The sequence below is a fragment of the Streptomyces sp. NBC_00299 genome (assembly GCF_036173045.1).
GTDB lineage: Bacteria > Actinomycetota > Actinomycetes > Streptomycetales > Streptomycetaceae > Streptomyces > Streptomyces machairae.
In genome coordinates, this window is sequence record NZ_CP108039.1 from 224,286 (window position 1) to 248,495 (window position 24,210).

The following is a 24,210-nucleotide window of genomic DNA, read 5'->3' on the forward strand; positions in this document are numbered from 1 at the left end:
TGGGCATTCAGCGGCTGAGCAGGGACGCCAGCACGCCCACCCCGCCCACGCAGGCCAGGACGGCGCAGGCACCGGCGGCGTGGCGTTTGAGCAGGGCACGTTGGAGCGCGGCATACCGGGTTTCGTACTCCTGCCGCAACTGGGCGGCTCGTTCGACTGTGCCGAGCAGCATCCGACGAGTGAGGTCGATGCGCTGGCGGATGTAGTGGCGTGTGACGTCCTCCGCCTGGGCGGCGGTCAGCCACGGCATCCGTGAGCAGAGGTCTTCGGCCTCGAGGCGCGCCTCGTCGTGGTGGGCGTGTGCGAGCAGGTAGCCCTCGGCTTCGTCGGCCAGAGCGCTGTTCGCCGCGCTGTCGGGTGTGCCGGGTGGGTCGGGCTTCATGACGGTTCGCCCTTGTGGTCACTGGCGTCCAGCACGTCCCGCTTGCCGACGTTCTCCATCTCGTCCAGCTTGGCCACGTCGGGGTGGTGGAGGTCGAAGGCGGGGGATTCGGAGCGGATGCGCGGCAGCGCCACAAAGTTGTGGCGGGGCGGGGGGCAGGAGGTGGCCCACTCCAAGGAACGGCCGTACCCCCAGGGGTCGTCGACCTCGACCAGTTTGCCTTCGTGGGCGGTTTTCCAGACGTTGTAGAGGAAGGGCAGCGTGGACAGCCCCAGGAGGAAGGAGCCGATGGAGGAGATCGTGTTGAGAGCGGTGAAGCCGTCGACGGCGAGGTAATCGGCGTAGCGGCGGGGCATGCCCTCCGCGCCGAGCCAGTGCTGGACGAGGAAGGTGGTGTGGAAGCCGACGAACAGTGTCCAGAAGTGGATCTTCTCCAGGCGGTGGTTCAGCATGGTGCCGGTCATCTTCGGCCACCAGAAACTGAAGCCGCCGAACATCGCGAAGACGATCGTGCCGAACAGCACGTAGTGGAAGTGCGCGATCACGAAGTAGGAGTCGGTGACGTGGAAGTCCAGCGGCGGTGAGGCGAGCAGGACGCCGGTCAGGCCGCCGAAGAGGAACGTGACGAGGAAGCCGACCGCCCACAGCATGGGCGGCTCGAACGAGATCGAGCCCTTCCACATCGTGCCGATCCAGTTGAAGAACTTCACCCCCGTCGGCACGGCAATGAGGAAGCTCATGAAGGAGAAGAACGGCAACAGCACGGCCCCGGTCGCGAACATGTGATGCGCCCACACCGTCACGGACAGCCCGGTGATGGCAATCGTGGCGCCGATCAGCCCCATGTAGCCGAAGATCGGCTTGCGGGAGAAGACCGGGAGGATTTCGGTCACGACGCCGAAGAAAGGCAGGGCGAGGATGTAGACCTCGGGGTGGCCGAAGAACCAGAACAAGTGCTGCCACAGGACTGCTCCCCCATTCTCCGGATCGAAGATGTGCGCGCCGAACTTCCGGTCCGCTTCCAGCGCCAACAGCGCGGCAGCCAGAACGGGAAAAGCGAACAGGACCAGCACCGACGTAAGCAGCACGTTCCAGGTGAAGATCGGCATCCGGAACATGGTCATGCCGGGGGCACGCATGCAGATGATGGTGGTGATGAAGTTGACCGCGCCGAGGATCGTGCCGAAACCCGCGAACGCAAGCCCCATGATCCACAGGTCACCACCCACGTGAGTGGTGCGCTCGCCCCCACTGAGCGGGGTGTAGGCCGTCCAGCCGAAGTCGGCGGCACCGTCAGGGGTCAGGAAGCTGCCGAGCACGATCAGGCCGCCGAACAGGAACAACCAGTACGAGAACATGTTCAACCGCGGAAAGGCTACGTCCGGGGAACCGATCTGCAACGGCATGACCGCGTTGGCGAACCCGGCGAACGTCGGCGTCGCGAACAACAGCAGCATGATCGTGCCATGCATCGTGAACGCCTGGTTGTACTGCTCGTTGGACAGGATCTGCATCCCCGGCCGAGCCAACTCAGCCCGGATCGCCATCGCCAGCGCGCCGCCGACCAGGAAGAACCCGAACGACGTGATCAAGTACAGGTGCCCGATCTTCTTGTGATCCGTCGTGGTCAGCCAGGTCACGATCACCTCGCCCCGACTGCGGCGCTCCACCGCCGGCACCGGAGAAACCGGTTCAGTATGCGTCGCCATACGTCCCTCGCTCGTGAGACAGCAATCAGCGCATGAATGGGCACACCCGGGTAGGCGGAGCATCACCCCGCCGACCCAAACGTGTTGACTGCGCGCGACCAGCCCAGCGGAACTCAGTCCTGCCGTCCCCACGCCACGCTTTTCAGCACCCGTTTTGGGGCTGACTGGCTGACGGAACCATCCGTCGGAGTGGATATCCGGTGGGTCGGCAGGCGCGGCTTCCGTGAGGGCGAAGTGAGCCGTAAGGGCTGACCGAATTGCTGGGCGGCAAGGTCGCACCCGCTGACATCAGAACCTGGTGTCGTCTTGCAGACGACGCTCACGGGCCCTGCATCGCCGCTGTGCATCAGAGAACGCAGTCCCGGGACACGGTCACCAGCAGCGATGCTCGTCCCGGAACCCGTCTGGGCCTGACCACGGGGTGCCCGGCCTCTCGCCGCGGCCCTGGCCTATACGGATGAGCCCGCCCGGAGGGGGACTTGGTCGGCATGGCAGACCCCACACCAGGACCAGGCACCTCAGGAATGTCCACGTTCTCGTCCTTGCACGACGTGGCCGCCTCGTCGCTGCCCGGCGGGGGCTCTACGGGCGCTGGTCTCTGGGGCCCGAGCAGGACTTGGCCGAGACGTCGAGCACCGATGACCTCACCGGCGTGGCGCTGCCCGGGCTGTCCGCGAGCCCGCTCGACATCGAGGACTGGTGGGGTGACCGGCCCACGCATGTCTGGGTCGCCCGGCGGCTGTACGACTACTCCCACCTGCCGCGAGTCAGGGACCCTGGCACCCGCCCCTGGGTGCTGGCGGCCACGGAGACCAGCGGAGGCCCCGATGACGAGCCGCTGGTCACGGACGTGCATCCACTGGGATGGATCAGCCCGCAAGTTGATAGCCGAGGCTGAAACGATCGTCAGACGGCAACAAGGCCCCGGAGTCCTTTGAACCGGGACAGCGCCGTTCGAGCGCTGACCGTTTGACTCCAGCGGGCTCTGCCCAGGACGACCGGAGCGATGAGTTCCTCATCCGGGTATAAGGGGGACGGGCCTCCGGCCGCGGCAAACCACGCTGAGCAGCCACGGCCGGGGTGTCGGGACGTGGTGGGTGCCTATGAGGTCCGTACTGCGGTCCTGGCACTGACCGCTGCCCGGGCACTCTCGCAACCGGCAGCTACGTAGCCCCGGCAACGGGCGATCGGCCACCGTCGACAGAACTGGCGCCGACTGCGGCACGAGGGTCCGCTTCGGTCAGGAGACAGGGCACGCGGCAGGCGAGAACGGACTCACGCGCATCCCAGTAGGCCGCGGGCGTCGCTGGGGCGGAGGCCAACCACGGCCTGGAGGGTGTAGGTGAGGTGGAAGTAGCGGCCGATCACCGTCTTCACACGGTTGTCCTCCCAGCCGTGCGCGGGTGGGGCCCCGTGGCCAGCTCAAGTTGGTCTTGCTTTCGGCGACCCGTTCGCCTTTTCCCTTTGTCAGGGCTTCCACACCTCTGGCCCGCCCTCGTGCCACTCGATCTGGCCCGACTCGATGACATCCAACTCATCCCAGCCTGTCAGGCCGGCGTTCTGCAGGAACACGGTGAGCTCGTGGAGGCTATACGCGGTGCCGAGCATCTTTTCTCCGACGCGCACCTTGCGGCCACCGCTCTCGGACGGCGGGTAGACGATCACGCGGGGCTCGGACATGGCACCAGACTCCCCCTGGCCCACGACCCCGCATCCCAAGCGCATGGTCATGCCGGCGTAGGCGGGCCGTCCAGCAGCCGGGCGGACACGGGCCTCCCTTTGCGCCAGGCCCCGGGAGGTCTCTCCTCCCCCGGGGCCCACGGCATGTGGACTCCGACTTTCCACGCCCGGGAGCTACTGCTTCGCCTTCGATCCGCCGGCTTCGTCAGGGGCCGTTCACCCTCGAGAGCAGTTGCGGGGAGAGGGTTTTCATCATGGTGTTCGTCCAGCGCATCTGCCGCAGGGTCTGCGGGTGACAGGCGGTGCTGAGTTTGAGCAGGCGGCTGTCGCCGGTGGCTTGTGCGGCCTGGGCGAGCATCTCCCAGTAGAGGGAGTTCCCGGTGGCGGCGAGATGGAGGGCACGCAGGTCGCTTAGCAAGCTCAGGTCGGGTTCAGAGGGCTCCTCGAGGGCGTGGTCGGGTCGCTCCGTTCGCTGCCACGCAGTCGGCGGCACGGCGGGGTTGGGCAGGTGGAGTCCGTGGGGTTCGGCGGTGCGGGCGATGCGTTCGGCGTGCTCGTGTGACCAGCGGGCGAGGTCGGTGGCGACGTGGTGGACCTCGTGCTCGGCGGGGTGGCGTTCGGCGGTGTAGAGCAGGTCTTGTTCCAGGGCGCGTTCGCCGTAGTGCAGGGCGCGCAGGACGGTGGGGATGCCGTTCATCGCCGGTGGCCTTCCGTGGATGCGACGGTCTGGTGGGCCATGGCCGATGGGCCGCCCGTGGTGGGCGGAACGGATCGCGGGTCGGCCGGGGCGGAGGCCGTGGTGGTCGGTGCCGGGCAGAGGGTGCCCTCGGCGCGCTCGACGAGTGTCAGACGCGCGGCGGCGGTCTTGAACAGCGGTTGTTTGGAGACCGGGTCCCAGTCGGTGACGGTGGTCTCGTTCGCCGCCCGGCCGCCGTCCTTTCCGGGGTGGTCGCCTTCCGGGGTGTCCCAGTAGCCGTAGTGGAAGGGCAAAAACACCATGCCGTCGCGGATACCGGTGATCCGCAGGCGTCCGCGCACCGATCCGCGCGGGCTGGTGACCTCGACCAGGTCACCTTCCTCCACGCCGTGCCGCAGCGCCTCTCCGGCCGAGAGTTCCACCCACACTTCGGGGGCGGCGGCGTTCAGTTGTGGCGCGCGGCCGGTCTTGGTGCGCGTGTGGAAGTGGTACAGGGTGCGGCCCGTGTTCAGCTGCAAGGGATACGCGTCGTCCGTCGTCTCGTGCGGCGGCAGGTACTCGGCGGCTTTGAGGACTGCCCTGCCGTCGGGGTTGAGCGCCCGGTACTCGGTCTCGGACACGGACGCGCCGGTGAGCAGGTCCCTGCCGTACGTCTCGCAGGTGTCGGGGGCGGCCCAGGTGATCCCGTCGGTGTAGAGCCGCTCCGTGCCCTCGGGTGCTTCGCGCGTGCAGGGCCACTGGATGCCGCTGGCCCCCCGCAGCCGTTCGTAGGTCAGGCCGGTGTAGTCGCAGGGCCGACCGCGGCTGCACTCCTTCCATGCCTCGAACGCCGACTCGGAGTCGTGCCAGGGGACGAGCGGGCGCTCGTCCTTGTCGCGGAAGTCCATTCGGCCGGCGTAGTCGAGCAGGATGTCCAGGTCCGGGCGCGCGTCGCCGGGTGGGTCGACCGCTTTGTCGGAGAGGTGGACGGTGCGGTCGGCGTTGGTGAACGTCCCGGTCTTCTCTCCCCAGGTCGCGGCGGGCAGGACGACGTCCGCGAGCTGGGCGGTCTCGGTGAGATACAGGTCCTGGACAACGGTGAACAGCCGTTCCTGGCCGAGGATGGAGCGGATGCGGTCGAGTTCGGGCAGGGAGACCGCCGGGTTGGTGCCGGAGATCCACAGCATCCGGATCGAGCCCTGCTCGGCGTAGCGGAAGATCTGCATCGCGGGGGTGGGGGGTGCGTAGTGGGGGATGCGGGACGATTCGACGTTCCACACGCGCGCGAGGTCGGCCACGTGCGTGTCGTTCTCCCAGTTGCGGAAGCCTGGGAGGTCGCCGTTGGCCCCGCATTCGCGGGTGTTCTGGGCGGTGGGCTGGCCGTTCATCTGCAGCACGCCGCAGCCGGGGCGGCCGAGCATGCCGCGGATCAGCTGGAGATTGTTGACCTGGCAGGCGGCTGCCGCGGCCTGGTGGGACTGGTAGACGCCCTGGAGCACAGTGGACAGCAGCCGTTCGGCGCCGCCGAGGATCTCGGCGGCTTCGGTGATCCTGCGGGCCGGTACGTCGCAGATCCGGGAGGCCCAGGCCGGTGTGCAGTCGGCGACGTGCGCGGCGAGTTCGTCGAAGCCCACAGTGTGAACGTCGATGAAGTCGTGGTCGATCCGGCCGGTACGGATGATCTCATGCAACAGGGCGTTCAGCAGGGCCAGGTTCGTGCCGGCGCGAGGGGCGAGGTGGACGCTCGCGTGCCGGGCGGCCGGCGTCGGGCGCGGGTCCACACACACCAGCCGGGGCGCCTCGCCACCCGCCAGTCGGTCCAGGACGCGCATCCACAGCACCGGTTGGGTCTCGGCCATGTTGTGCCCGAAGAGGGCGATGACGTCGGCGTGGTCAACGTCCGTGTAGGTGGCGGGCTGCCCGTCGCAGCCGAAGGTCTCCTTCAACGCCTCGGCGGCCGTCGCCGTGCACAGACGAGTGTTGCCGTCCAGATGGTTGGTGCCGATCCCGGCCCGGGCGATCACGGCGAGGGTGTAGTACTCCTCCAGGAACAGCTGGCCGCTGGTGTAGAAGCCGACCGAGCCCGGTCCGCGCTCGCGCAGCAGTTGCTGGGACCGGTCGACGATCCGGTCCATGGCGGTGTCCCAGTCGCAGGCCACCAACCGCCCATCCTCGCGGATCAGCGGAGTGGTCAGCCGGTCCCGGGAGTGGTTCGCCTGCCAGGCGAACAGGTCCTTCGGCCCGAGCCGACCGCGGTTCACCCGGTCGTGCGGACGGCCGCGCACCCCGACGATCCGGCCGTCTGCGACAGCGAGATCCATGGCGTCCCCGTTGGAGTGCAGAAGCGACGCCGTCTGCATCCATCGCTCCACGCCGTCGGCCGTCACTCCGGGCTCCAGGAACGAGTCGACCCGTGCCGGCCACTGCGTGTCAGGACCGTACGGGGTGCGCTCGCCCCAGGGCTCCGCGATCCGGTCCACCTCGGCTCGCATCCCCAACCTCCCTGTCTTTCGCACCGGTTCAGGCTGTGTAACCCAGCCCCGGGGCGGCCTTCCCGGCCGGGGTCGCTCTGTCTGCGCCCGGCAAGTACAGGTGTCAGAGGCTGGTGCCGGGGTCTTCCGGGCGGATGCGTCCGCGCCAGCCACCGCTCTGGCCGCCGCCGCCCTCCACGTACTCCTTGAACCGGTGCAGGTCTCCCTTGACCCGTCGGTCGATCAAGCCCAGCGCGTCCGCGCCCTTCTCGGCGACACCGGTCGGCTCCACGTCCATCGTGAGCTCCACCCGCGTGTGCGTGTCGTCCAGTCGCTCGAACCGGACCGAGCCGCGCTGTTGAGTGTCCCCGCCGATGGACCGCCAGGTGATCCGGTCGTCCGCCAGCTGGTCGACGATCTCCGTGTCGAACTCGCGCCGCACACCACCGATGCTGGTGGTCCAGTGGTTGTGCCGGTCGTCGAGTTGCCTGACCTCGTCGACGCCCTCCATGAAGGACGGGAAGTCCTCGAACTGAGTCCACTGGTCGTACGCCTTGTGGAGCGGGACCTCCACGTCGACCGTTTCCTTGACTGTGCTCATCGATCCCTCCTGGTCCGCTCTTCGCGGGGCCGGCCGCATGGAGCGAGCCGGCCTCCGGTGTGTGCGATGCGCCGGGTAGCCGGTGATCCGACGTAAAAGATCGTTCGTCGGCGGCCTCGCCTGCTGGACACATCTCGGCTCTCGGCTGCGCGTGAACTGCAATCCTGCGACAACGGGCGGTGGAGTGCCCCGTGCCGGATCCCGGTTTTGCGCCGGAAGGGCCGGACGGGCGTCGGCCTCCGCACCGCGGCAACTGGCAGCGGGCCGTGGCCCATCGCAGGCTCCGCCCGCTACACCCCAGCCGCCCGGTGGCAAGGGCGTCATCTGGTCAGCGGCCCAGCGCGTTCTCCAGCTGCTTCTTGGTCATCGAGGAACGGCCCTGGATGTTGCGCTTCTTGGCCTCGTTGTACAGCTGGTCCTTGGTCTGGCCCTCCGCGCCGCTGTGCGAGCGCTGCCCACCCCGCTGCGACGCCGACTTCGGATCACGCGTCGAGGTCTTGCTGGCAGTCTTCGACTTACCCGACCTGGCCCGCTCCTTGTTGACCGTCCGCGAGGCAATCTCCTTGGCCCGCTTCGACGACTCGCCACGGTCCTCGGCACTCTTCTTCACGTGCTCGTACTGGCGTTCCCGCTTGGAGCTGGATCCGGCCGGCATGATGCTTCTCCCTTCCCATATGGACTGCTGTTGAGGCCGAAGCTGTCTTCACCGGCCTCAGCAGCGACAGGCCGTCTTCCCGGTCACGGGTGTTCCGGCTGCTGGTCCGGAGGCACGCCTCCGCCTTGCCCACCGCCCTTGTCACCCTTGTCCGTTCCGTGGGCACGGCCGCCCTTCGCCTCGGTCTCCCGTGCTTTGATTTCGCCGCTCTCCTGCGGTGTGCCCCCACCCCTCTCACTGCGCCGCTGCTGCGGCTGCTGCGGATTCGACATCTGCGGACACCCCTATTCGCGCCTATTCGCGTCAGAGATCAATCCGACCGTATCCCCCCAGTCGCCCACCCATGCAGCCCTCGTCCTCGATGCTCGCAATGGGAGCAGGCCGACGGGAGGTGGCGCACGCCTAGGGCGGTTCAGCGCCCTTCTTCCCGCACGCTTGCCCGTCCTGACCGGCCACCGTTGGCATTCGCCAGGCCGGGGTTGTGCGGACGCTACGGTCGGTCAGCCAGGCCAGGTGCCGGTCAGGCGGCGGGTGGCGGTGGCGCCGCCGCGGTCGACTGCGGCTTTGACGCCGGCGAAGATCGCGCCCTGCAGGACGGCTGCGGACACCACCTCGCGCCAGGTGCGGTGCTCGTCGGTGGCGTCGGGGGCGTCTTCCTCGTGCCCGAGCCGCTTCCAGACCTGCTTGAACACTGCGCCAGCCAGGACGCCACTGATCGCGCCCATGGCCATGCCTACAGGCTTGTAAGCGATCTTCGAGGCTTTCATCGGTGCCTCCTGGCACGTCGGATGAGCAGTAGCGCGATGAGCCCGCCGGCGGCGGCGAGCAGGGGGGTGCGCTTGGCCCGCGCCGCCTCCATGCCCTGACCGGCCTTCTCGCGGACCGGTTCCGGTGCCTTGTCCCGGGCCAGCTCGGCGACGTGCACGGCCTTGTCGCGGACCTGCTCGGTAGCCGCGGCCGCCTTGGCCCGCACCGGTTCCGGAGCCCTGTCCTGCATCGCGTGAGCGGCGTGGGTCGCCTTGTCCTTGAGTTGGGCTTTGGCCTGGGTGGTCTTGTCGGCGACCTGCTGCTTGACGGCCGTCGTCTTCTCGTGGGCGCGGGTCTGGACGTCGGTCTTCGCCGCGAGTGCCTCGACTGTCTCGCCGAGTTCCTCGCGGGTCGCCTCGACCTTTTCTCGCAGTTCCTCGGGGGAAGGGGCTGCTTCATCGCCCTTGTGCTGCTTGTCCGGGGTCATCGCTGTGCCTTCTCCTTGATCTCGGCCACGTCGGACTTGACGCTGTCCAGGGTCCGTTCGGGAGTGGGCGGGGATGCCCTGCTGATCTGCTTCCTGCCCAGAGCAGCCATCAGGGCAGTGACGGCGGCCAAGACACCGGTGACGATCAGAGCCGCCACCCATATGTCCATGGCGAGTGACAGCGCGGCGATCACGGTGGCCACCAGTGCCTGCAGAGTGAGGAAACCGATCAGGCCGGCTCCGCCGAACAGGCCTCCGCCCTTGCCGAACCGCTTGCCCTTCTCGGTCATCTCTGCCTGTGCCAGGCGCATCTCGTCGCGGACCAGCTCCGACAACTGCTGAGACGCACGCTGGACCAGGTCGCCCACCGGTTCCGTCGCTCCACTGTCCGTTCGGTGGGAGTCCTGTGCTGTCATGGTGTTCACCTTTCCTTGCTCGGCGTTTGCCGCAGGTCCGGCGGGCCGTCGCCGGCCCCCGCTGAGGAGTCAAGACGCCGGTGGTCCTCCTCGTCCCACTTGCGGGTGTCCCGCGGCTGCACGTACGGCTCGTCATCGGCAGGGTGACCGCCCGCGACGGCGCGCTGGCGGGCCAACTCGGCATCGCACTCCAGGCCCAGCAGAATGGCCAGATTCGTGATCCACAGCCACACAAGGAAGATGATCACGCCGGCGAAGGTGCCGTAGGTCTTGTTGTACGAAGCGAAATTCGCCACGTACAACGCGAACCCGGCCGAGGCGATCATCCAGATCACCAGCGCCAGGAAGCTGCCCGGCGTGACCCAGCGGAAGCCGCGCACCTTCGCGTTGGGCGTCGCCCAGTACAGGATCGCGATCATGACCGTGACCAGGACCACCAGCACCGGCCACTTCGCGATCGACCACACCGTGAGCGCCGTGTCGCCGACCCCCAGCGTGTCGCCGACCTGGCGGGCCAGGCCGCCGGTGAACACGACGATCACCGCGCTGATCACTGCCATGACCATCAGCACCACGGTCACACCGACGCGGACCGGCAGCACCTTCCACACCGGGCGGCCCTCCGGGACGTCGTACACCGCGTTGGCGGACCTGATGAACGCGGCGACATAGCCGGAGGCCGACCACACCGCGAGCAGCAGACCCACGATCGCCATGACCGAGCCGAGGCCGGCGTTGCCCTGCATCTGCTGCACCGCGCTGGTCAGCACGTCCCGCGCCGCCCCCGGGGCCAGGTTCTGGATGTTGTCCAGTACCTGCTGTGACGCCGACTGCCCGACGACCCCGAGCAGCGAGATCAGTGCCAGCAGCGCCGGGAACAACGCCAGGATGCTGTAGTAGGTGAGCGCTGCGGACCGGTCGGTCAGCTCGTCCTTCTTGAACTCCTTCAAGGTGCCCTTCAGCACCGCCATCCAGGAGCGCTTGGGCAGGTCCGTCGGAGTGTCCGGCGCCTGCTGCTCCACCTGCTCGTCCGGCCCGGCCTCAGGTGCCCGCTCGGTCTCGGCCCTCGTGTCGGTCGCGCCGTGCCTTACATGCCGTTTCAGTGTCCGTGCCATTGCGCCCGAGTATCCGACCGAGCATCACCTATACACGCATTTGCGGCATACCGTCACAAGGTCGAGAAATCGACCTCTGCCGCCGGTTCGCCAGGCCCCATCCGAACGCAGAGATCGCTGCCTAGGGGCCGTGATCATCTCAGCGCACACGGCGGACGCGCCTACAACGATCAGCCCGCCGTGTCGGCCCTGAGGGGCTGAGGGGCTGAGACAGCGGCACAGTGACATCAATTCACACCGACATTGATCATGCAGAGAAAGCCGCAGGTGACTCCCCGACTCACGTCGAAATGACTTCCACGACATCGCTCCAGGTGCCAGACCAGCACCCGCCCGCCTTGGCCAAAGAGTAGCTGCACCCCCGGGGCCATCAGCGCGCACTCAGACCCCGATCGCAGTCCGGAAGGTCGCGCCTGCTGCTCGACGTGTGGAGGACCGGCCCCTCACACCACGACCAGCGTCGTACCCCTTGCTCGGCCGGTGCGCCTGACCGTACCGATTCGCCGCCGCACCGCGTTTCAAAGACAGAGAAACGGCCATTCGTCCTAAAAAGGGCAAACTTGGGAGGCTTGCGCGATGTCAACAGGGACACTTCTGGCGATCATCATTCCCATTGCGGTCGTGATCGCCGTGGCAATCGTGGCGGCCTCAATGGTCATGCGCCGCCGAAAGCTCCGCGAGCGGTTCGGCCCGGAGTATGAACGAACGATGGAGGATGCCGACAGCCGCACAGCCGGCGAGCGTGAGCTCAGAGCCCGCGAGAAGCGGCATGACTCACTGGACATCAAGCCGCTGACCAGCAGCTCCCGGGATCGATACACCAGGGAGTGGACCGGCGTACAGGACGAGTTCGTAGACCGTCCCGAAGACGCCGTCCACGACGCGGACCGCCTGGTGACCTCCTTGATGCACGAGCGCGGCTACCCGACCGAGGACTTTGAGCAACAGCTCAAGGACCTCTCGGTCCAGCACAGCCGCACACTCGAGCACTACCGGGCCGCCCACGATGTCGACGCGCTCAGCACCCGGCACGAGGCGACCACCGAACAATTGCGGGGGGCCATGGTCCACTACAGGGCCCTGTTCGACGAGCTGCTCTCCGACGGTGGCGAACCCCGCCGTCGCGCCCGCGCGTGAACTCTCGGGAACAGCCCCACCGCCCGTCCGGGAGGCCCCAGGCCTCCGGAAGCGGAGGAGACATGCAACGCAAGGACACACCGGACACCGCCGCCGCGAGCGGCCTGTCTACCGACGACCTCGCCCGACCTCGCGAAACGTCCACGCGGGAGAGCGCCGCGAGCGCACCGACCGCCGTGCCGACCTTCCCCGGCGAAAGCACGGACACGCCGAGCCGACCCGCCGACGACGAGGCCGCGGTCACCGACACGGGCAGGGAGGACGAGGCGGTGCAAGCCGACTCCCGCACACAGCAGCAAGCCACTAACCAAGACGGCCACACCGAGGACGAGGCGCCCCAGCTCCTTACCCCAACGGACGAGGAAGGCTTTCGCGCACGCTGGCACGAGGTGCAGAACAAGTTCGTCGACGACCCTCGCGAGGCCGTGCACACCGCTGACGCACTCGTCGCCGACGTGATGCAACAGCTGGCCACCACATTCGCCGACCACAAACAAGAACTCGAAGGACAGTGGAACCGCGGCGAACAGGCGAACACTGAGGACCTACGCCAAGCCCTGCGCCACTACCGGGCGTTCTTCAACCGCCTGCTGACCACCTGACACCACGCGATGGCCAAGGCGCGCCGCGCGGAGACGGATGGGCAGCTGCCCGCGGAGCGCCTGCAGATCCTGCCGACCCCGAGCCACTTCGAGCAAGCGTCTCTCTGGTCACCGAGGAGCAAGTGGCGGCCGCCGTACCGTGCGGTGACTATCCCGACACGCACCCGGCGGCCCTCACGCTTTCGTGAACGCGGAGTTCGACATCGTGTACGTCATCCAGATCGGCAAGGACCAGCAGGGCTTCTTCGACGTCTACCGCACGAAGATCATTGCAGCCCTGCGCAGCTGACGGCACCTCGAAGGCGGGAAAGACCGTGAATGCCTCCGCGGAATCGACGAGGCTCGCCCTCATCGTGATCGACATGATCAACACCTACGACCACGAGGACGCCGAGCGCCTCGTGCCGTCCGCCCGACGCGTCGTGCCCGTCCTGGTGGACCTGATCAGCCGGGCGCGGGAGGCGGACGTACCGGTGATCTACGCGAACGACAACTTCGGCGTCTGGCGCTCCCACCACGGAGAACTCGTCGACACCGCCCTGGCGGGGCGGCACGCGGACCTGATCGAACCGATCAAGCCCGACGACGATTCGCTCTTCGTGGTAAAGGCCCGTCACTCGATCTTCTACGAGACACCCTTGGCCTACCTCCTGTGGAAGCTGCGGGTGCAGCACGTGGTGCTGTGCGGACAGGTGACCGAGCAGTGTGTCCTGTACTCGGCCCTGGACGCGCACATCCGCCACCTGACCGTCACCGTGCCGCAGAACGCCGTCGCCTCCATCCATCCGCATCTGGAGGCGGCGGCCCTGGAGATGATGGACCGCAACATGGGTGCCCAGATCGTGGCAGCGAAAGAAGTCGACTTCACCCCGCCCTCCCGATAACGCAGCCGCCCACCGCCGTTGCACGGGCCGCACGCGGGTGGCCTATGGCAACAGGCGCCCTGCGAGTCCGGAGGTCCGACCTGAGCAAGCGCGCCCTCAGAGCGCTCCCGAAGGTCTGTACCCGAGCCGATCCGCAAGGGTGATCCGAGGTCATCTGTGATGAAGAGATGGCAGACCTTGTGGGAAGGGAATGTGGACCTCCTCGGTGAACAGGGCCAGCGCAACTCCGAGAACACATCCTCAAGCACGCCCAAGCCGGCGCGCTTCCCGACGTCCTGCGGGTGGAACCGCGCGCAGCCCTGGCCCGGCACGCCACTTCACGGCCGCCCGGCCCGTGAACCGCACAGTAGGCCCATGCGACCTACTGGGGCCTGTCCCGAGGGGCGTCATCGTCGAAAAGGGCGATGCGGGCCTTGATGCGTTTGCCAACCGGCTCTCGCTGGGCACCGAAACCCTCAGCGACGGCCATCACGATCTCCAGACCGTGCTGGCCGACCCGGCCGGCGTCAGCTGCCCGTGCCAGCGGCAGCACCGGGTCGGAATCCCACACCACGACTTCCACCACGTCACCGTCAATCCGCAGATCCATCAGGACCGGGCCGGGCGCGTACTTACGGGCGTTGGTCACCAGCTGACTGACAACCAGCTGCGTGAGCTCCATACACCGCTGCGAGACCGCCACGCCGTATTCGCTCTGGATACCCCGCAGGAAGTCGACAGCCAGATGACGGGCCTGAGCAATGGCCGTGCCGTCTCCCTCCAGCGCCACCGTGCTCTGCAAGGAAAAACGCCCGGCGCCGGCCCCGCCGTCCTCGCCCAGCGGCCCCGCTTGGCTCATCAATACCGTCGCTCCCCTTCACACGCCGCGCCTACCCGCCCCCGCACAGTTGACTCCCCCGCGTACGGGCTAAGGCAAGCCCTTGACGCCACCGCTCCTCCCGGCCCCCGCGTCGTCGCCGACATGAGCGGCGTCAGCTTCATGGACTCCACCGGCATCAACATCGTCATCACCGTCCACCGCGACCTCGCGGAAGCTGGCGGCCTGCTCCGCCTGGCCGCACCCACCGGGCCCGTCCTGCACACCATCCGACTCGTCGGCATCGACACCGTCATCGACTGTCACGACACCCTGCGCCAAGGCCTCTCCACCTGACATCCCGCGCCACGGCGTTCACGCACTGGCTGCGTCCTGGTGCAGCAGGCCGCGCCTGGATGCAGTCCGCGACCAGGACACCGTGCCATGTTCAGCCAGCGGCCTCCCCGGCCACCGCACACGCTCACACAGCCGGACCAGTCCCCCCTTCGAGCAGGCCGATGAGCTGTTCGGCTGCACCCCGGAGGTGATGCAGGCACGACGTGCAGTGCTTGCTCGACAAGCCGGCGGGGGCATGCAAAGCCATCACCTGGGTTCACGCGCCGAGGGGAGGTCAGCGCGTCAGCAGGATGCCACGGTGCCCGCCCCGGCCGCGCAGGCCAGGACAGGGCAGGCAGCGGCAGCGTGGAGTTTGAGAAGAGCGCGGCGCAGGGCGGCGTACCGGGTCTCGTATTCCTGTCGCAGTTCGTTGGCTCGCTCGACTGTGCCCAGCAGCACCTGGCGGCTGAAGACGATGCTCTGGCGGACGTAGGGCCGTGTGAGGTCCTCGGCCTGGCCGGAGGTCAGCCACGGCATGAGTGCGCAGAGGTCTTCGGCCTCTCCCGCGCCTGTTCCTGGTGAACGTGGGCAAGAAGGTGCCCCTCGGCCTCGTCGTCCACAGTGCTGTAGACGGTGACGGTCTTGATTCCCATCAGCTTCATGACCGTACGGTCCACGACCGCTCCAGCCAGGCTCTGCGCGGCCCCCGGCGCCGAGATCCCCCGGAAGCTTGGCACCCTCGGCTGCGGGCAGCTCCGCGAGGATGTCGATGCACCTACGCAAGACAGCACGCCAACCGACGGGGACGAAGGGACCCTCGCGTCCGGCTGCCGCGTCGCCGAAGCGCGCCAACTGCTGGCTGGAAGGTGCGCGAGGTCGCCACCGCACCAGCGCGGTGTGCGTCCCGGGCAGGCATGTGGGGGACGCACTCACGAAATTCTGGGAGATTGCGAGTCTCAGCTGTCTCGGGCCACGTTCGTCGAGTCGGCGGCGCGGCGGTATTCGGCGTTGAGGCGCTGGGCTTCTTCGAGCTGGTCCTCGAGGATCACGATGCGGCAGGCGGCCTCGATCGGGGTGCCGTGGTCGACGAGTTCGCGGGCGCGGGCGGCGATGCGCAGTTGGTAGCGGGAGTAGCGGCGGTGGCCGCCTGCGGAGCGCAGCGGGGTGATGAGTCGGGCGTCGCCGAGGGCGCGGAGGAAGTTCGGCGTGGTGCCGAGTAGTTCGGCGGCCCGGCCCATGGTGTAGGCGGGGTAGTCGTCGTCGTCGAGACGGCCGTACGAGTCGTCTGCTGTCATTGCACCTCTCTGTGGAATGCGTGGAGGGGCCCTGGTGCCATGTGGCACCAGGGCCCCGAAGGAACTGCTACACCATCTGCCGGCCCTGGTACTGCGCCGGCCTTCTGTTTCCGCTAGCCCGACCGAGATGCTGTCGGGGACGCGGGGATCGCGGTTGCCTGACCGGAGACCACCTCACTATCGATGTCCTGCGGTACCCGAGCTCAGCGATTACGCCCGGGCGATCCTGATGGCGCGGGGCTCCTCCGTTCTTCCCTCGGTGATGTACTGCTTTGCACTACTGGTGATGCGAACTGCTCGTGACCTGACTAAGCGTCACCCTTCGGCAGCCAGCCCCGTCGCCTGTCCTGCGTCTGCTCTGGCTTAGAACCCCACTGCCGAACTTCCCGGTGCGCGCGTCCGCAGCAAACGCCTTCACCGAGGTGCTGCTCACTGACTTCACTGCTGGGTACTGCGAACTGCACTTACTGAACTGCTACTGCGGTACTGCTCACGGCGGCCCCTGATCACTGCGGGCCACCCGATCCGGTCGTCAGTCCCGTCGCCGTCCTGCCAAAAGCCTGGCTTCGAAACTCCACCACCGCACCGTCCTGCGTAATGCAACTACGTGTACTGCGGGTACTGCTGCCCGGCAGTTCATCTCTGCCAGGCCCTGCTGGATCTCTGGGTTACGAGAGAAACCATAACTACACCACCGTCCAATGTCTACTCTGACCAACACAGGTTTCCGCGTGTTCGACGGCGAGGTAATCGACCTCGAACAGCGACGTGGGCGGGCGTAGGACAGCCACCTCCCGGTTAGCGGGCCACAGGCAGGGCACAAGCACCACGCAGACGAGACCGGGCATCAGACGATCCAGAGTCCGGGGTGACCTGATGGACACGATGAGCATCGACGTCGCACCCGTCCGCTCCGCTACATCCGCCGCCCACGCACGCGAGAGCGTCCGGGATTTCCTGGAGGAGCATCCGATCCCGGCCGAGGCCGCCGACACCGTGATCCTGATCGTCTCGGAACTCGTCACCAACGCCCTGCGCCACGCAGGCGGCACCTGCACCCTGGACCTGACTGCGTACCCGGACAGCATTGAGGTGGCCGTGCACGACCACAGTCCGCAAGCCCCCCGCATGCGCACCCCTGACCTGAACGGCGGCACCAGCGGCTTCGGCTGGCCCATGGTCAACCGCCTCGCCCGGGCCACCGCGGTAACCAGCCGGCCGTCCGGCGGCAAGACCGTCAGCGCCCTTCTCACCCAGTAAGACCAATGGGTCGGCACCGACCCGAGGCGTCGTGGCCCGGACGCAGTAAAGCCCCGCTCGGGCTCGGTGACGGTCCCCAGGGCCGGCGCAGAGCGGCTGGAGGACGGGGCGGAGTTCTAGGTCGGGGTGTTCCTGTCGAACAGCAAGAGCAGACGGGACAGGTTTTCCAGGGCCGGTTGGCCCTCGATGGCTTCGTCGTTCCCGCTGCGGGGCGGGCCCGGGCGGTACGAACCCCGGGTGCGGTGGGTGGTCACCTTCCGCGGGCACCCGGTGACCGTGCCCTGCCCAAAGCCCAGTCCTTGCTTACCGTGGGTGTTTACAGATTGACGCCCTTAGCGGCGGTTCCCATGCTGGTAGGTAGGGGCTGGTGGAAGGGACCGCAGTCGTGCGTGGTGGGCAAAGTGGTCTTCCCCGGGTGTTGACGGCAGCGGAGACGGCGGCGCCGGTGGAGGCCGTTGACGTGGTCGCAGAGGACCTGCGGCAGCGTTTCGAGGCCACGAAGGTCTCATTCCTCATCGTGGATTTGACGGGGAAGGCGGTAGCGCGGCTGTCCACCGCCCCTGCAGAGGGTGGCCGGGAGGCGGAGCGGATCCCGATGTTCGGCAGCGTCTATGAGGAAGTGATCCGTACCCAGCGGCTGTATCAGGAGGCGACCGGCCACGGACATCGGGTGATCATGCCGGTCACCAACCGGGGGGATGCGATCGGCCTGCTGGAACTGCTCCTGCCGGCCGACCCCGGCGAGAACGTCCTTGATGCGGTCGGGGAAGCCGCCCACCTCCTGGCGTACATCGTGATCGCCAACGGGCGCTTCACCGACCTCTACACCTGGGGCAAACGCTCCAAGCCGCCCACACTGGCGGCAGAGATCCAGTACCAGCTGCTTCCCCCGTCGCTGTCGTGCGAGGCTGCACAGTTCACCCTGAGCGGGAACCTGGAGCCCTCCGAAAACCTCAGCGGCGACACCTTCGACTACACCCTGGACCGTGACACCCTGCATGTGTCGGTGACCGACCCCATGGGCCACGACATCGACGCCGCCCTGGCCGCCACGGTCCTGGTCAGCGCCCTGCGCGGCGCCCGCCGCGCAGGAGCCGGCCTGGCCGAGCAGGCCCACCGGGCCGACCAGGCACTCATCGACCACGGCCACGGTCACGCCACCGGGCAGCTGCTGCGCATCAACCTCCACACCGGACACGCCCAGCTCGTCAACGCCGGCCACCCCTGGCCACTACGCATGCGCGAGGGAACTGTGGAGGTGATCCCCTGCAAGGTGGACCATCCGTTCGGACTGTCCGAGCTCACACCCCACCCCTACCGCGTTCAGAACCTCGATCTGCGCCCCGGTGACCGTCTGCTCATGTTCACCGACGGCATGCTCGAGCGCCACGGAGAGAAGGTCGACCTGCCCGCCCTGCTGGAGCGGACCAGGGGCCTGCACCCGCGGGAGACCGCAATGGCCCTGACATCCGCAGTCCGGGACGCTGCCGGCGGCCGGCTCGAAGACGATGCCACCGCCATGTGCCTGGACTGGCACGGCCCCCAGGAGACCCAACGGCGTGTGAGCTCCGGCGCGGACACTCGGCAAGCCTCAGCCGCCCGCACGAAGCAGCAGCGATGACCAGAGCGCCCCTGATCAAAGAAGGTCTGTGACGCATCCGTATCCGCCGTCTCAGGGTTGAGTCCGTACGCGGCCTGGACCGCTGCGATCGCCTGCTCGTGGGTGGCGGTCTGTGTGTCGATGGTCAGCTGCACGCCCGCCCCCTTCGCGATCTCCGACCCCATCCTGGCCCCCGGCCCTTGTCATCCGTCTGGTGACAGGCCGAGGACGGTGCGGCGTCGCATACAGCGGCGGCGCCGTCCCATTCCCCGGCGTTTCCTTCCAGTGCAGGCGGATCCCGCCGCGGCCGCGGGGGCGGCTCACGTCCCAGGTCAGCCACATATAGGTGGTCAAGCCGTCGTCGCGAACCGGTGCAGTCGGCCCGTTCGGAGCCGGGTGGGATACCGCGTGCGGCGAGGGCTTCGTCGAGGGCCTGGACGTAGGCCAGTGCGGCAGCCCGTGGGGGCTTCCTGGCCATCCGGGCGGGTCAAGCAGCACGGGCGTTCACCTCTCGCGGGCGGGATCGGACCGGGTCATGAGGCGCGCCGGAAAACGGCCGCCGGGCCGATGACTTGGGGGCCGAACTTGTCCCGGACACGGTCGATGGCCGCTTCGGCCACCAGCCGCGCTTCGCGAGCGTCATCGAAGCTGATCTGCTGCGCGACCTCGTCGGCGCCGATGAGGTCCTCGCCCTTCAGCGCCAAGCCGGTGAGGCGCCCGCGCTGCAGGCCGGCGGCGTCCATCAACTGGTAGGCGAGCAGGCGCAGATCGTCGTCGTGTACGGACGGCTCCGGCAGGCGGCGGGTCCTCTCCCAGCTGCCGCCGCCGACGAACGTCAGCTTCAGGGTCAGCGCGCGGGACGCCTGGCCGCGCCGACGCAGTAGCAGTCCGAGCCGGACGACCAAGTCGAGCAAGGCGGCGCGGGCGGCGGCGCCGTCCAGGGTGTGCCGAGGGAAGGCGTGGCTGACGGTCGCGGCAGCGGGCAGGGCGCGGGGGACGACAGGGCGGGGGTCGATGTCGCGAGCCCGGTCGGCGGCGGTGCGGCCAGCGCGGCCGCCCAGGAGGCGCTGGATGGTGGCGGGCGGGACGGTGGCGAGCAGACCGACGCGGTGGATGCCGTAGTCGACCAGTACCTCGGCTTGGCGCGGGCCAATGCCGTAGAGGGCGTCGACCGGCAGTGGCGCCAACCATGCGGCAGCCTCGCCGGGATCGATGGCCAGGACTCCCCCTGGCCTGGGGACTTGAGCGGAGGCGCTGGCCGCGACTGTGATCGACGGCCCGATCCCGACCCGTACGTCGATGCCGAGGCGGGAGATCGTGCGTACCCGCAGCATCTCCCCGAGCCGGCGGGTGTCCGCGCCGTAGTACCGCAGTGCCCCTTTGAGCTCCACGAGTGCCACGGACGGAGGCAGCGCCTGCACCACGGGGGACAGCTCTGCCAACTGCTCCAGGACCTGACGGTAGGCCTTCTCCGGCAGCCCGTCCGGGCACCGCACGTGCATCACCGTCGACACCTCACTACCTGCCCGTCCGTCCGCAGTCACGACATCCACCTCCCACACCCCACGTTATCGAACAGAAAATCGAACACGCGAGGGCGCAACCGATGGATCATGTGTGACGGAGCACTGTTGTTTGCGCGTGCTCGTGCAGATGCCGCAGGTCCGGGGGCTGCTGGTGCGCGCTTCTTTGCGAGCTTGAAGCACGACAGTTTGCGAGCTGACGCTCGCCCGGCCGGCCGCACGCAGGGGCAGGAACCTCGGAGCACCAGCACGATGCCGGGACGATCTCACTCACTCGGGGTCAGTTTGACGGGCGAGCTTGATTGCGGACACGAGCAGGATCACGGCCAGGACTGGGATCAGTACCGCGTCCGAGAACACGCCCAGCAGTAGACCGCCCAGCAGTGCGCCTGCGATCGAGCCCGCGGCCATGACCATGGTGAAGCGGAGATTGGCGCCCAGCACTGCGAAGCTGCCGTCGCGGCTGTAGCGGGCGAACGCGACCAGCATGGTCGGCAGGGACACCAGCAGGGACAGGCTTCCGGCCGTCTTGATGTCCGCGCCGAACAGCAGCACGATCGTCGGGATCAGCAACTCACCCCCGGCGACGCCCATGCTCGCGGCGACTACGCCGATGCCGAACCCCGCCACGATCCCACTCGGTACCTGGGCCCAGAGCGGCAGGCCGAGAGCCCCCAGGGCGGGCGGTGCTGTGTGTGATCAGGAGGGCGGCGGCCATGAGGACCATCAGTGCCGCGAGCACCTTGTAGAGCGTTGAGCTGTGCATTCGAACGGCCCACGTAGCTCCGGCCCCATGCACCGAGCAAGCTGCCGGCCAACAGGTTGGCTGCGATGGTCCAGTGCGCGCCTAGTTCGGATGCCGGCACTACTGCCAGACGGGCGGGCAGTGCGACCAGGACGACGACCAGACTCATCGCCTTGTTCAGGATGACAGCTGAAAGTGCGGCGAACCCGAACAGGCTGACCAGCAGTGGGAGTCGGAATTCCGCGCCGCCCAGACCGACCATTCCGCCCAGTACTTACTACGGCGCGTCCTCACCTTCAGGGGGAAGCGACGGAGCATCCCATCAAGATTTCGTTCGCTTCTCTGAGTCGCCGTACACGCGGGTGCCACCTACAGCGCGTCGCAGACTGTCGTGCTCCACTCGCAATCTGTCCTGCTCCGTCACATCATGAGCATCGGAATCAAGAATGTGTTCGATGACTTGCCGCCCGTTTTGGACCGCTTGCCCACCTTCCGGGTCTGGCATGCCCTGTGGCTGCAGCGCATCGACCACAGATCGCCGCCCTTCAGAGGGCAGGCAGAACAGGAACACGGCCAGCACAGCCGGCCGCGGCCGCCGGAGTGGATCGTCGAACTCGGCATCGGCGACGGACGACCGCCCATCGAAGTCCAAGCCGGCGACTGCCGCATGGCCGGCCACCGGCGCCGCCGCGTCAGCCGCGAGGAAGCCCGCCGACGGCTCGCCGCGGGCACGCGGGCCTGAATCCACTGCCAGCCCGACCCCCGGTTGCACATCCTCGACTTAGCCCGGGCTCGGCTCGAACGGCCGTGCCAAGGGGCGGGCTATCCTGCGGTCGAGGTGATGGGTACGTTTCGCCCAGAACAGGAAATGCGATGACAACTCCCCCGCCCGCGGTCGCCGAGCCGGACCCATCCGCGCTTGTCTGCCCCAGTGACCAGGTCGGGCCGTGCTCCACATGCCACCGCAAGACGCACAAGTACGGCCGCGGTGGCCAGCCGCTGTGCCAGTGGTGCATGAGCCGTGCCCTGGAGAAGTGGGGCCCAGGCGCGCGATACGTCAGCACCCGTCAGCCCGACCGCGCTCACGGCCCATCCTGACGAACGGATGGTGCCCTACTCGGTCGGGTGAAGCCGCCGAAGTGGAAGATTTCTGCAGGCGGCGACGCGTCGTGCCGTGCATGAGGCCGATCAACGAAGCACCTGTAGCAAAGCCGGGGCTGGCCGTGGTGGAGATCGCAGCCTGCGACGACCAGACCGCCTTCGCCGTCCAAGAGCTGCTCGCCGCGCGGTGGACGATTGCGCCGACGGACCGTACCACCCGCCAGCCCGGTGAGCCCGGTGTACGACTGCGCTGTCTCCTGGACCTCAGGCAGGAACCAGACTCGGCTACTAGCCAGGCGCAGGCGGCCAGACGGCGACCCGGCTGACCTCCGCTGGATGCTGTCAGCGGCAGCATGGTCGGCCCCATGGCCCGGGCTCGACCTGCCTGATGAGTCCGCGGCGACCCAGATTCGAGAGCTGGAATCCAAGGTCGGTCAGCTGGAACAAGCTGTGGAATCTCATGCCGTCATTGATCAGGCGATGGGTGTCCTCATCGCCGTTGGACGAATCTCAGCCGCTGAGGCCTGGGATGTGCTCCGGGAAACGTCTATGAGTACCAACATCAAGCTTCGCCACGTGGCCGAACTCGTCGTCACCTGGGGTGCGACTGGTCACCTGGCGGCAGATATCCGGAGCGAGCTCTCCCGCAGACTGGCCCGCACGGGAATCTGAGCGATCGGCATGGAGGGTGCCCGGAAGCCGGCCACTGTGGCCACCACCTGACCGCGGCCTTTCACAGCCCTGGCACGCCAAGGTCCGCGATGCTCTCCGTGTCACTGGGCGGGGGTTGATGAGGCTCTTTGGGAGCCAAGGAGCCCCATCTCTGCTGCCGCGTCGCGGGTTTCCTACTGGTTCGGCTTGGCGGCGCTGATGTCGCCGAGCGCCGACCTCGCGTCCCGTTCGATGGTCATGTCACCGATGGAGACGATGCCTACCGGGGGCCGGCGTCGACGACCGGCAGGCGGCGCACGGAGTGCTCTCGCATGATCTCCACCGCACGATCGAGATCCTCGTCGAGGGACACAGTGACTAAATCGTCGCTGCAGGCGGAGGCCACGGTCGTCCGTTCCGAGTCGCCGCCCTCTGCCAGGGCCCGCACCACCAGGTCGCGGTCGCTGACCAGACCACGCAGCTCGTCGCCCTCGGTCACCAGCACGACCCCGATGTCCTCGTCGCGCATCTTCTTGGCAACCGCCGTTACCGAAGTCTGCGGCTCCACCGTCACCAGCTGGCTGGTCATGATGTCCCGTACGTGCTGAGCCATGACGCCTCCCGCTGCAGCGCTGTCCTGGCGTCCTGTGCGATGCGCCGACCGGGTAGCCGGGGCACTGCAGAACCATCCGCCCGCCCCATCGGATTCCGAAGACGGCAAAGCCCGATTACGCATTCGTAAGACGCTCTCCCTCGCATCTGCACACGCAGCGCGCGGCCGCACCACCGGGATCACGCAGGACATGTCTGACCGCTGATGCTGGATTGAAGATGGTTGGTTGATCACCAGTAGTGCCGACGGCCGGCGACCGCGTGCCCCACGGAACCCAAGATCCACAGGATGGCGCCGATCACGGCAAGGATGATGCCGATGGTCCACAGGATTGCGATGCCGGGGACAAAGCCGACCACCAGCAGGATGATTCCCAGGATGAGCATGATCGCCTCCCACTGCAGGTAGTTGCCGCTTTCCCGTGTACCCACAACGGCGCCTCTCCTACTGGTGCCTGCCCCGCAATGTCAGTGGGGCGGGTCGGGGTTCTTAGGTTCGGCCGTATCCGGATGTCTCGGGACGTCCGGGCGGGATCCTCGTGCGCATGGCAGACCCTGCTGGTCAGGAGTTCTTTAGGGCCGACCTGAGCCGCAGGCCGTGGAGTGATGGCGGGCCCGCGCAACACCACGCGTGGGGCGGCCGCACAGGGGCACCCGGTCATGTCGTGGGCCGACGGTGTGATGCCTGGGAGGCCGATGCATGTGAAGGACCGGCAAACCGCATCCCGT

28 protein-coding genes and 1 pseudogene are annotated in these 24,210 nt (G+C 67.8%); 10 read left to right on the forward strand and 19 right to left on the reverse strand.

Annotation, left to right across the window (positions count from 1 at the left end):
• Positions 1-7: 7 nt before the first annotated feature.
• Both OHT51_RS01085 and ctaD read right to left on the reverse strand, forming a co-directional pair.
• Positions 8-382, reverse strand: a complete 375-nt coding sequence (locus OHT51_RS01085; RefSeq protein WP_328876965.1) for a hypothetical protein — start codon at positions 380-382, stop codon at positions 8-10.
• A complete protein-coding gene (ctaD, locus tag OHT51_RS01090; RefSeq protein WP_328876966.1) occupies positions 379-2,091 on the reverse strand; it encodes an aa3-type cytochrome oxidase subunit I in 1,713 nt (570 codons plus the stop codon). Before ctaD ends, OHT51_RS01085 begins: the two co-directional genes overlap by 4 nt.
• Positions 2,092-2,548: 457 nt before the next feature.
• On the opposite strand from ctaD, the gene OHT51_RS01095 reads away from it, so the two are divergent.
• Positions 2,549-2,989 (forward strand): DUF6098 family protein, encoded by a 441-nt coding sequence (locus OHT51_RS01095; RefSeq protein WP_328876967.1) that lies wholly within the window; start codon positions 2,549-2,551, stop codon positions 2,987-2,989.
• 569 nt (positions 2,990-3,558) lie between these two features.
• Here the strand turns inward: OHT51_RS01095 and OHT51_RS01100 are convergent.
• From OHT51_RS01100 to OHT51_RS01140, 9 genes are all read right to left on the reverse strand, one after another.
• Entirely contained in the window at positions 3,559-3,771 is a 213-nt protein-coding gene (locus OHT51_RS01100) for a hypothetical protein (protein ID WP_328876968.1), read from the reverse strand.
• 205 nt (positions 3,772-3,976) lie between these two features.
• Positions 3,977-4,468, reverse strand: a complete 492-nt coding sequence (locus tag OHT51_RS01105; protein WP_328876969.1) for a hypothetical protein — start codon at positions 4,466-4,468, stop codon at positions 3,977-3,979.
• Positions 4,465-6,939 (reverse strand): molybdopterin oxidoreductase family protein, encoded by a 2,475-nt coding sequence (locus OHT51_RS01110; protein ID WP_328876970.1) that lies wholly within the window; start codon positions 6,937-6,939, stop codon positions 4,465-4,467. Before OHT51_RS01110 ends, OHT51_RS01105 begins: the two co-directional genes overlap by 4 nt.
• A 103-nt stretch (positions 6,940-7,042) precedes the next feature.
• Positions 7,043-7,519: an SRPBCC family protein gene (locus OHT51_RS01115; RefSeq protein WP_328876971.1), complete on the reverse strand. Its 477-nt coding sequence runs from the start codon at positions 7,517-7,519 to the stop codon at positions 7,043-7,045.
• Positions 7,520-7,847: 328 nt separating this feature from the next.
• A complete protein-coding gene (locus OHT51_RS01120) occupies positions 7,848-8,174 on the reverse strand; it encodes a plasmid stabilization protein (protein WP_328876972.1) in 327 nt (108 codons plus the stop codon).
• Positions 8,175-8,674: 500 nt separating this feature from the next.
• The gene (locus OHT51_RS01125) at positions 8,675-8,941 is read right to left on the reverse strand and encodes a DUF4235 domain-containing protein (protein ID WP_328876973.1); all 267 of its coding nucleotides are present in this window, start codon (positions 8,939-8,941) and stop codon (positions 8,675-8,677) included.
• Positions 8,938-9,408: a DUF3618 domain-containing protein gene (locus tag OHT51_RS01130; RefSeq protein ID WP_328876974.1), complete on the reverse strand. Its 471-nt coding sequence runs from the start codon at positions 9,406-9,408 to the stop codon at positions 8,938-8,940. The genes OHT51_RS01125 and OHT51_RS01130 overlap by 4 nt, the downstream gene beginning before the upstream one ends.
• Complete coding sequence (locus tag OHT51_RS01135) at positions 9,405-9,824, reverse strand: phage holin family protein (protein ID WP_328876975.1); 420 nt, start codon at positions 9,822-9,824, stop codon at positions 9,405-9,407. Before OHT51_RS01135 ends, OHT51_RS01130 begins: the two co-directional genes overlap by 4 nt.
• Positions 9,825-9,829: 5 nt before the next feature.
• Positions 9,830-10,939: a YihY/virulence factor BrkB family protein gene (locus tag OHT51_RS01140; protein WP_328876976.1), complete on the reverse strand. Its 1,110-nt coding sequence runs from the start codon at positions 10,937-10,939 to the stop codon at positions 9,830-9,832.
• A 576-nt stretch (positions 10,940-11,515) separates the two neighbouring features.
• Between OHT51_RS01140 and OHT51_RS01145 the strand changes: the two genes are divergently transcribed.
• The 3 genes from OHT51_RS01145 (at position 11,516) to OHT51_RS01155 (ending at position 13,562) form a co-directional block, all read left to right on the forward strand.
• A complete protein-coding gene (locus OHT51_RS01145) occupies positions 11,516-12,076 on the forward strand; it encodes a hypothetical protein (RefSeq protein ID WP_328876977.1) in 561 nt (186 codons plus the stop codon).
• 62 nt (positions 12,077-12,138) lie between these two features.
• On the forward strand, positions 12,139-12,678 hold the full coding sequence (locus tag OHT51_RS01150; RefSeq protein ID WP_328876978.1) for a hypothetical protein: 540 nt from the start codon (positions 12,139-12,141) through the stop codon (positions 12,676-12,678).
• Between the two features lie 314 nt (positions 12,679-12,992).
• Positions 12,993-13,562 (forward strand): cysteine hydrolase family protein, encoded by a 570-nt coding sequence (locus OHT51_RS01155; RefSeq protein ID WP_328876979.1) that lies wholly within the window; start codon positions 12,993-12,995, stop codon positions 13,560-13,562.
• A gap of 361 nt (positions 13,563-13,923) precedes the next feature.
• Here the strand turns inward: OHT51_RS01155 and OHT51_RS01160 are convergent, their stop codons facing one another.
• Complete coding sequence (locus OHT51_RS01160; protein ID WP_328876980.1) at positions 13,924-14,400, reverse strand: ATP-binding protein; 477 nt, start codon at positions 14,398-14,400, stop codon at positions 13,924-13,926.
• On the opposite strand from OHT51_RS01160, the gene OHT51_RS01165 reads away from it, so the two are divergent.
• Positions 14,287-14,715 carry an STAS domain-containing protein gene (locus tag OHT51_RS01165; RefSeq protein WP_328876981.1) on the forward strand — a complete coding sequence of 143 codons (429 nt, stop codon included), beginning with the start codon at positions 14,287-14,289 and terminating at the stop codon, positions 14,713-14,715. The genes OHT51_RS01160 and OHT51_RS01165 overlap by 114 nt on opposite strands.
• Positions 14,716-14,997: 282 nt before the next feature.
• On the opposite strand, the gene OHT51_RS01170 is transcribed toward OHT51_RS01165, so the two are convergent.
• From OHT51_RS01170 to OHT51_RS01180, 3 genes are all read right to left on the reverse strand, one after another.
• Complete coding sequence (locus OHT51_RS01170) at positions 14,998-15,231, reverse strand: hypothetical protein (RefSeq protein WP_328876982.1); 234 nt, start codon at positions 15,229-15,231, stop codon at positions 14,998-15,000.
• Positions 15,219-15,356 (reverse strand): hypothetical protein, encoded by a 138-nt coding sequence (locus OHT51_RS01175; RefSeq protein WP_328876983.1) that lies wholly within the window; start codon positions 15,354-15,356, stop codon positions 15,219-15,221. Before OHT51_RS01175 ends, OHT51_RS01170 begins: the two co-directional genes overlap by 13 nt.
• 294 nt (positions 15,357-15,650) lie before the next feature.
• Positions 15,651-15,989 carry a MerR family transcriptional regulator gene (locus OHT51_RS01180; RefSeq protein ID WP_328876984.1) on the reverse strand — a complete coding sequence of 113 codons (339 nt, stop codon included), beginning with the start codon at positions 15,987-15,989 and terminating at the stop codon, positions 15,651-15,653.
• Positions 15,990-16,865: 876 nt separating this feature from the next.
• Here OHT51_RS01180 and OHT51_RS01185 point away from each other — a divergent pair.
• Positions 16,866-17,249, forward strand: coding sequence for an ATP-binding protein (locus tag OHT51_RS01185; RefSeq protein ID WP_328876985.1), 384 nt, complete (start codon positions 16,866-16,868; stop codon positions 17,247-17,249).
• Positions 17,250-17,694: 445 nt separating this feature from the next.
• Positions 17,695-18,870 carry a PP2C family protein-serine/threonine phosphatase gene (locus OHT51_RS01190; protein WP_328884200.1) on the forward strand — a complete coding sequence of 392 codons (1,176 nt, stop codon included), beginning with the start codon at positions 17,695-17,697 and terminating at the stop codon, positions 18,868-18,870.
• 512 nt (positions 18,871-19,382) lie between these two features.
• Here OHT51_RS01190 and OHT51_RS01195 read toward each other — a convergent pair.
• Both OHT51_RS01195 and OHT51_RS01200 read right to left on the reverse strand, forming a co-directional pair.
• Positions 19,383-20,351, reverse strand: coding sequence for a DNA polymerase Y family protein (locus OHT51_RS01195; RefSeq protein ID WP_328884201.1), 969 nt, complete (start codon positions 20,349-20,351; stop codon positions 19,383-19,385).
• A 291-nt stretch (positions 20,352-20,642) separates the two neighbouring features.
• Positions 20,643-21,002 carry a TSUP family transporter gene (locus OHT51_RS01200; protein ID WP_328876986.1) on the reverse strand — a complete coding sequence of 120 codons (360 nt, stop codon included), beginning with the start codon at positions 21,000-21,002 and terminating at the stop codon, positions 20,643-20,645.
• Positions 21,003-21,544: 542 nt separating this feature from the next.
• Between OHT51_RS01200 and OHT51_RS01205 the strand changes: the two genes are divergently transcribed.
• From OHT51_RS01205 to OHT51_RS01215, 3 genes are all read left to right on the forward strand, one after another.
• Complete coding sequence (locus OHT51_RS01205) at positions 21,545-21,859, forward strand: DUF6233 domain-containing protein (RefSeq protein ID WP_328876987.1); 315 nt, start codon at positions 21,545-21,547, stop codon at positions 21,857-21,859.
• A gap of 436 nt (positions 21,860-22,295) precedes the next feature.
• Positions 22,296-22,544, forward strand: coding sequence for a DUF6207 family protein (locus OHT51_RS01210; RefSeq protein WP_328876988.1), 249 nt, complete (start codon positions 22,296-22,298; stop codon positions 22,542-22,544).
• A gap of 10 nt (positions 22,545-22,554) precedes the next feature.
• Positions 22,555-22,890 carry an ANTAR domain-containing protein gene (locus OHT51_RS01215; protein ID WP_328876989.1) on the forward strand — a complete coding sequence of 112 codons (336 nt, stop codon included), beginning with the start codon at positions 22,555-22,557 and terminating at the stop codon, positions 22,888-22,890.
• A 173-nt stretch (positions 22,891-23,063) separates the two neighbouring features.
• On the opposite strand, the pseudogene OHT51_RS01220 reads toward OHT51_RS01215, so the two are convergent.
• Positions 23,064-23,482, reverse strand: a pseudogene (locus OHT51_RS01220) (CBS domain-containing protein).
• Positions 23,483-23,712: 230 nt separating this feature from the next.
• On the reverse strand, positions 23,713-23,868 hold the full coding sequence (locus OHT51_RS01225; protein ID WP_328884202.1) for a DUF6131 family protein: 156 nt from the start codon (positions 23,866-23,868) through the stop codon (positions 23,713-23,715).
• Positions 23,869-24,210 lie beyond the last annotated feature (342 nt).

Coding starts and splice junctions, on each gene's coding strand:
- OHT51_RS01210 (WP_328876988.1), top strand. CDS start 22,296: ATGAGGCCGATCAACGAAGCACCTGTAGCAAAGCCGGGGCTGGCCGTG.
- OHT51_RS01215 (WP_328876989.1), top strand. CDS start 22,555: ATGCTGTCAGCGGCAGCATGGTCGGCCCCATGGCCCGGGCTCGACCTG.
- OHT51_RS01085 (WP_328876965.1), bottom strand. CDS start 382: ATGAAGCCCGACCCACCCGGCACACCCGACAGCGCGGCGAACAGCGCT.
- OHT51_RS01140 (WP_328876976.1), bottom strand. CDS start 10,939: ATGGCACGGACACTGAAACGGCATGTAAGGCACGGCGCGACCGACACG.
- OHT51_RS01165 (WP_328876981.1), top strand. CDS start 14,287: ATGACGGGCCTGAGCAATGGCCGTGCCGTCTCCCTCCAGCGCCACCGT.
- OHT51_RS01150 (WP_328876978.1), top strand. CDS start 12,139: ATGCAACGCAAGGACACACCGGACACCGCCGCCGCGAGCGGCCTGTCT.
- OHT51_RS01225 (WP_328884202.1), bottom strand. CDS start 23,868: ATGCTCATCCTGGGAATCATCCTGCTGGTGGTCGGCTTTGTCCCCGGC.
- OHT51_RS01205 (WP_328876987.1), top strand. CDS start 21,545: ATGAGCATCGGAATCAAGAATGTGTTCGATGACTTGCCGCCCGTTTTG.
- OHT51_RS01145 (WP_328876977.1), top strand. CDS start 11,516: ATGTCAACAGGGACACTTCTGGCGATCATCATTCCCATTGCGGTCGTG.
- OHT51_RS01095 (WP_328876967.1), top strand. CDS start 2,549: ATGAGCCCGCCCGGAGGGGGACTTGGTCGGCATGGCAGACCCCACACC.
- OHT51_RS01135 (WP_328876975.1), bottom strand. CDS start 9,824: ATGACAGCACAGGACTCCCACCGAACGGACAGTGGAGCGACGGAACCG.
- OHT51_RS01105 (WP_328876969.1), bottom strand. CDS start 4,468: ATGAACGGCATCCCCACCGTCCTGCGCGCCCTGCACTACGGCGAACGC.
- OHT51_RS01115 (WP_328876971.1), bottom strand. CDS start 7,519: ATGAGCACAGTCAAGGAAACGGTCGACGTGGAGGTCCCGCTCCACAAG.
- OHT51_RS01175 (WP_328876983.1), bottom strand. CDS start 15,356: ATGAAGCTGATGGGAATCAAGACCGTCACCGTCTACAGCACTGTGGAC.
- OHT51_RS01100 (WP_328876968.1), bottom strand. CDS start 3,771: ATGTCCGAGCCCCGCGTGATCGTCTACCCGCCGTCCGAGAGCGGTGGC.
- OHT51_RS01180 (WP_328876984.1), bottom strand. CDS start 15,989: ATGACAGCAGACGACTCGTACGGCCGTCTCGACGACGACGACTACCCC.
- OHT51_RS01185 (WP_328876985.1), top strand. CDS start 16,866: ATGGACACGATGAGCATCGACGTCGCACCCGTCCGCTCCGCTACATCC.
- OHT51_RS01120 (WP_328876972.1), bottom strand. CDS start 8,174: ATGCCGGCCGGATCCAGCTCCAAGCGGGAACGCCAGTACGAGCACGTG.
- OHT51_RS01125 (WP_328876973.1), bottom strand. CDS start 8,941: ATGAAAGCCTCGAAGATCGCTTACAAGCCTGTAGGCATGGCCATGGGC.
- OHT51_RS01170 (WP_328876982.1), bottom strand. CDS start 15,231: ATGCCGTGGCTGACCTCCGGCCAGGCCGAGGACCTCACACGGCCCTAC.
- OHT51_RS01160 (WP_328876980.1), bottom strand. CDS start 14,400: ATGAGCCAAGCGGGGCCGCTGGGCGAGGACGGCGGGGCCGGCGCCGGG.
- OHT51_RS01130 (WP_328876974.1), bottom strand. CDS start 9,408: ATGACCCCGGACAAGCAGCACAAGGGCGATGAAGCAGCCCCTTCCCCC.
- OHT51_RS01195 (WP_328884201.1), bottom strand. CDS start 20,351: ATGCACGTGCGGTGCCCGGACGGGCTGCCGGAGAAGGCCTACCGTCAG.
- ctaD (WP_328876966.1), bottom strand. CDS start 2,091: ATGGCGACGCATACTGAACCGGTTTCTCCGGTGCCGGCGGTGGAGCGC.
- OHT51_RS01110 (WP_328876970.1), bottom strand. CDS start 6,939: ATGCGAGCCGAGGTGGACCGGATCGCGGAGCCCTGGGGCGAGCGCACC.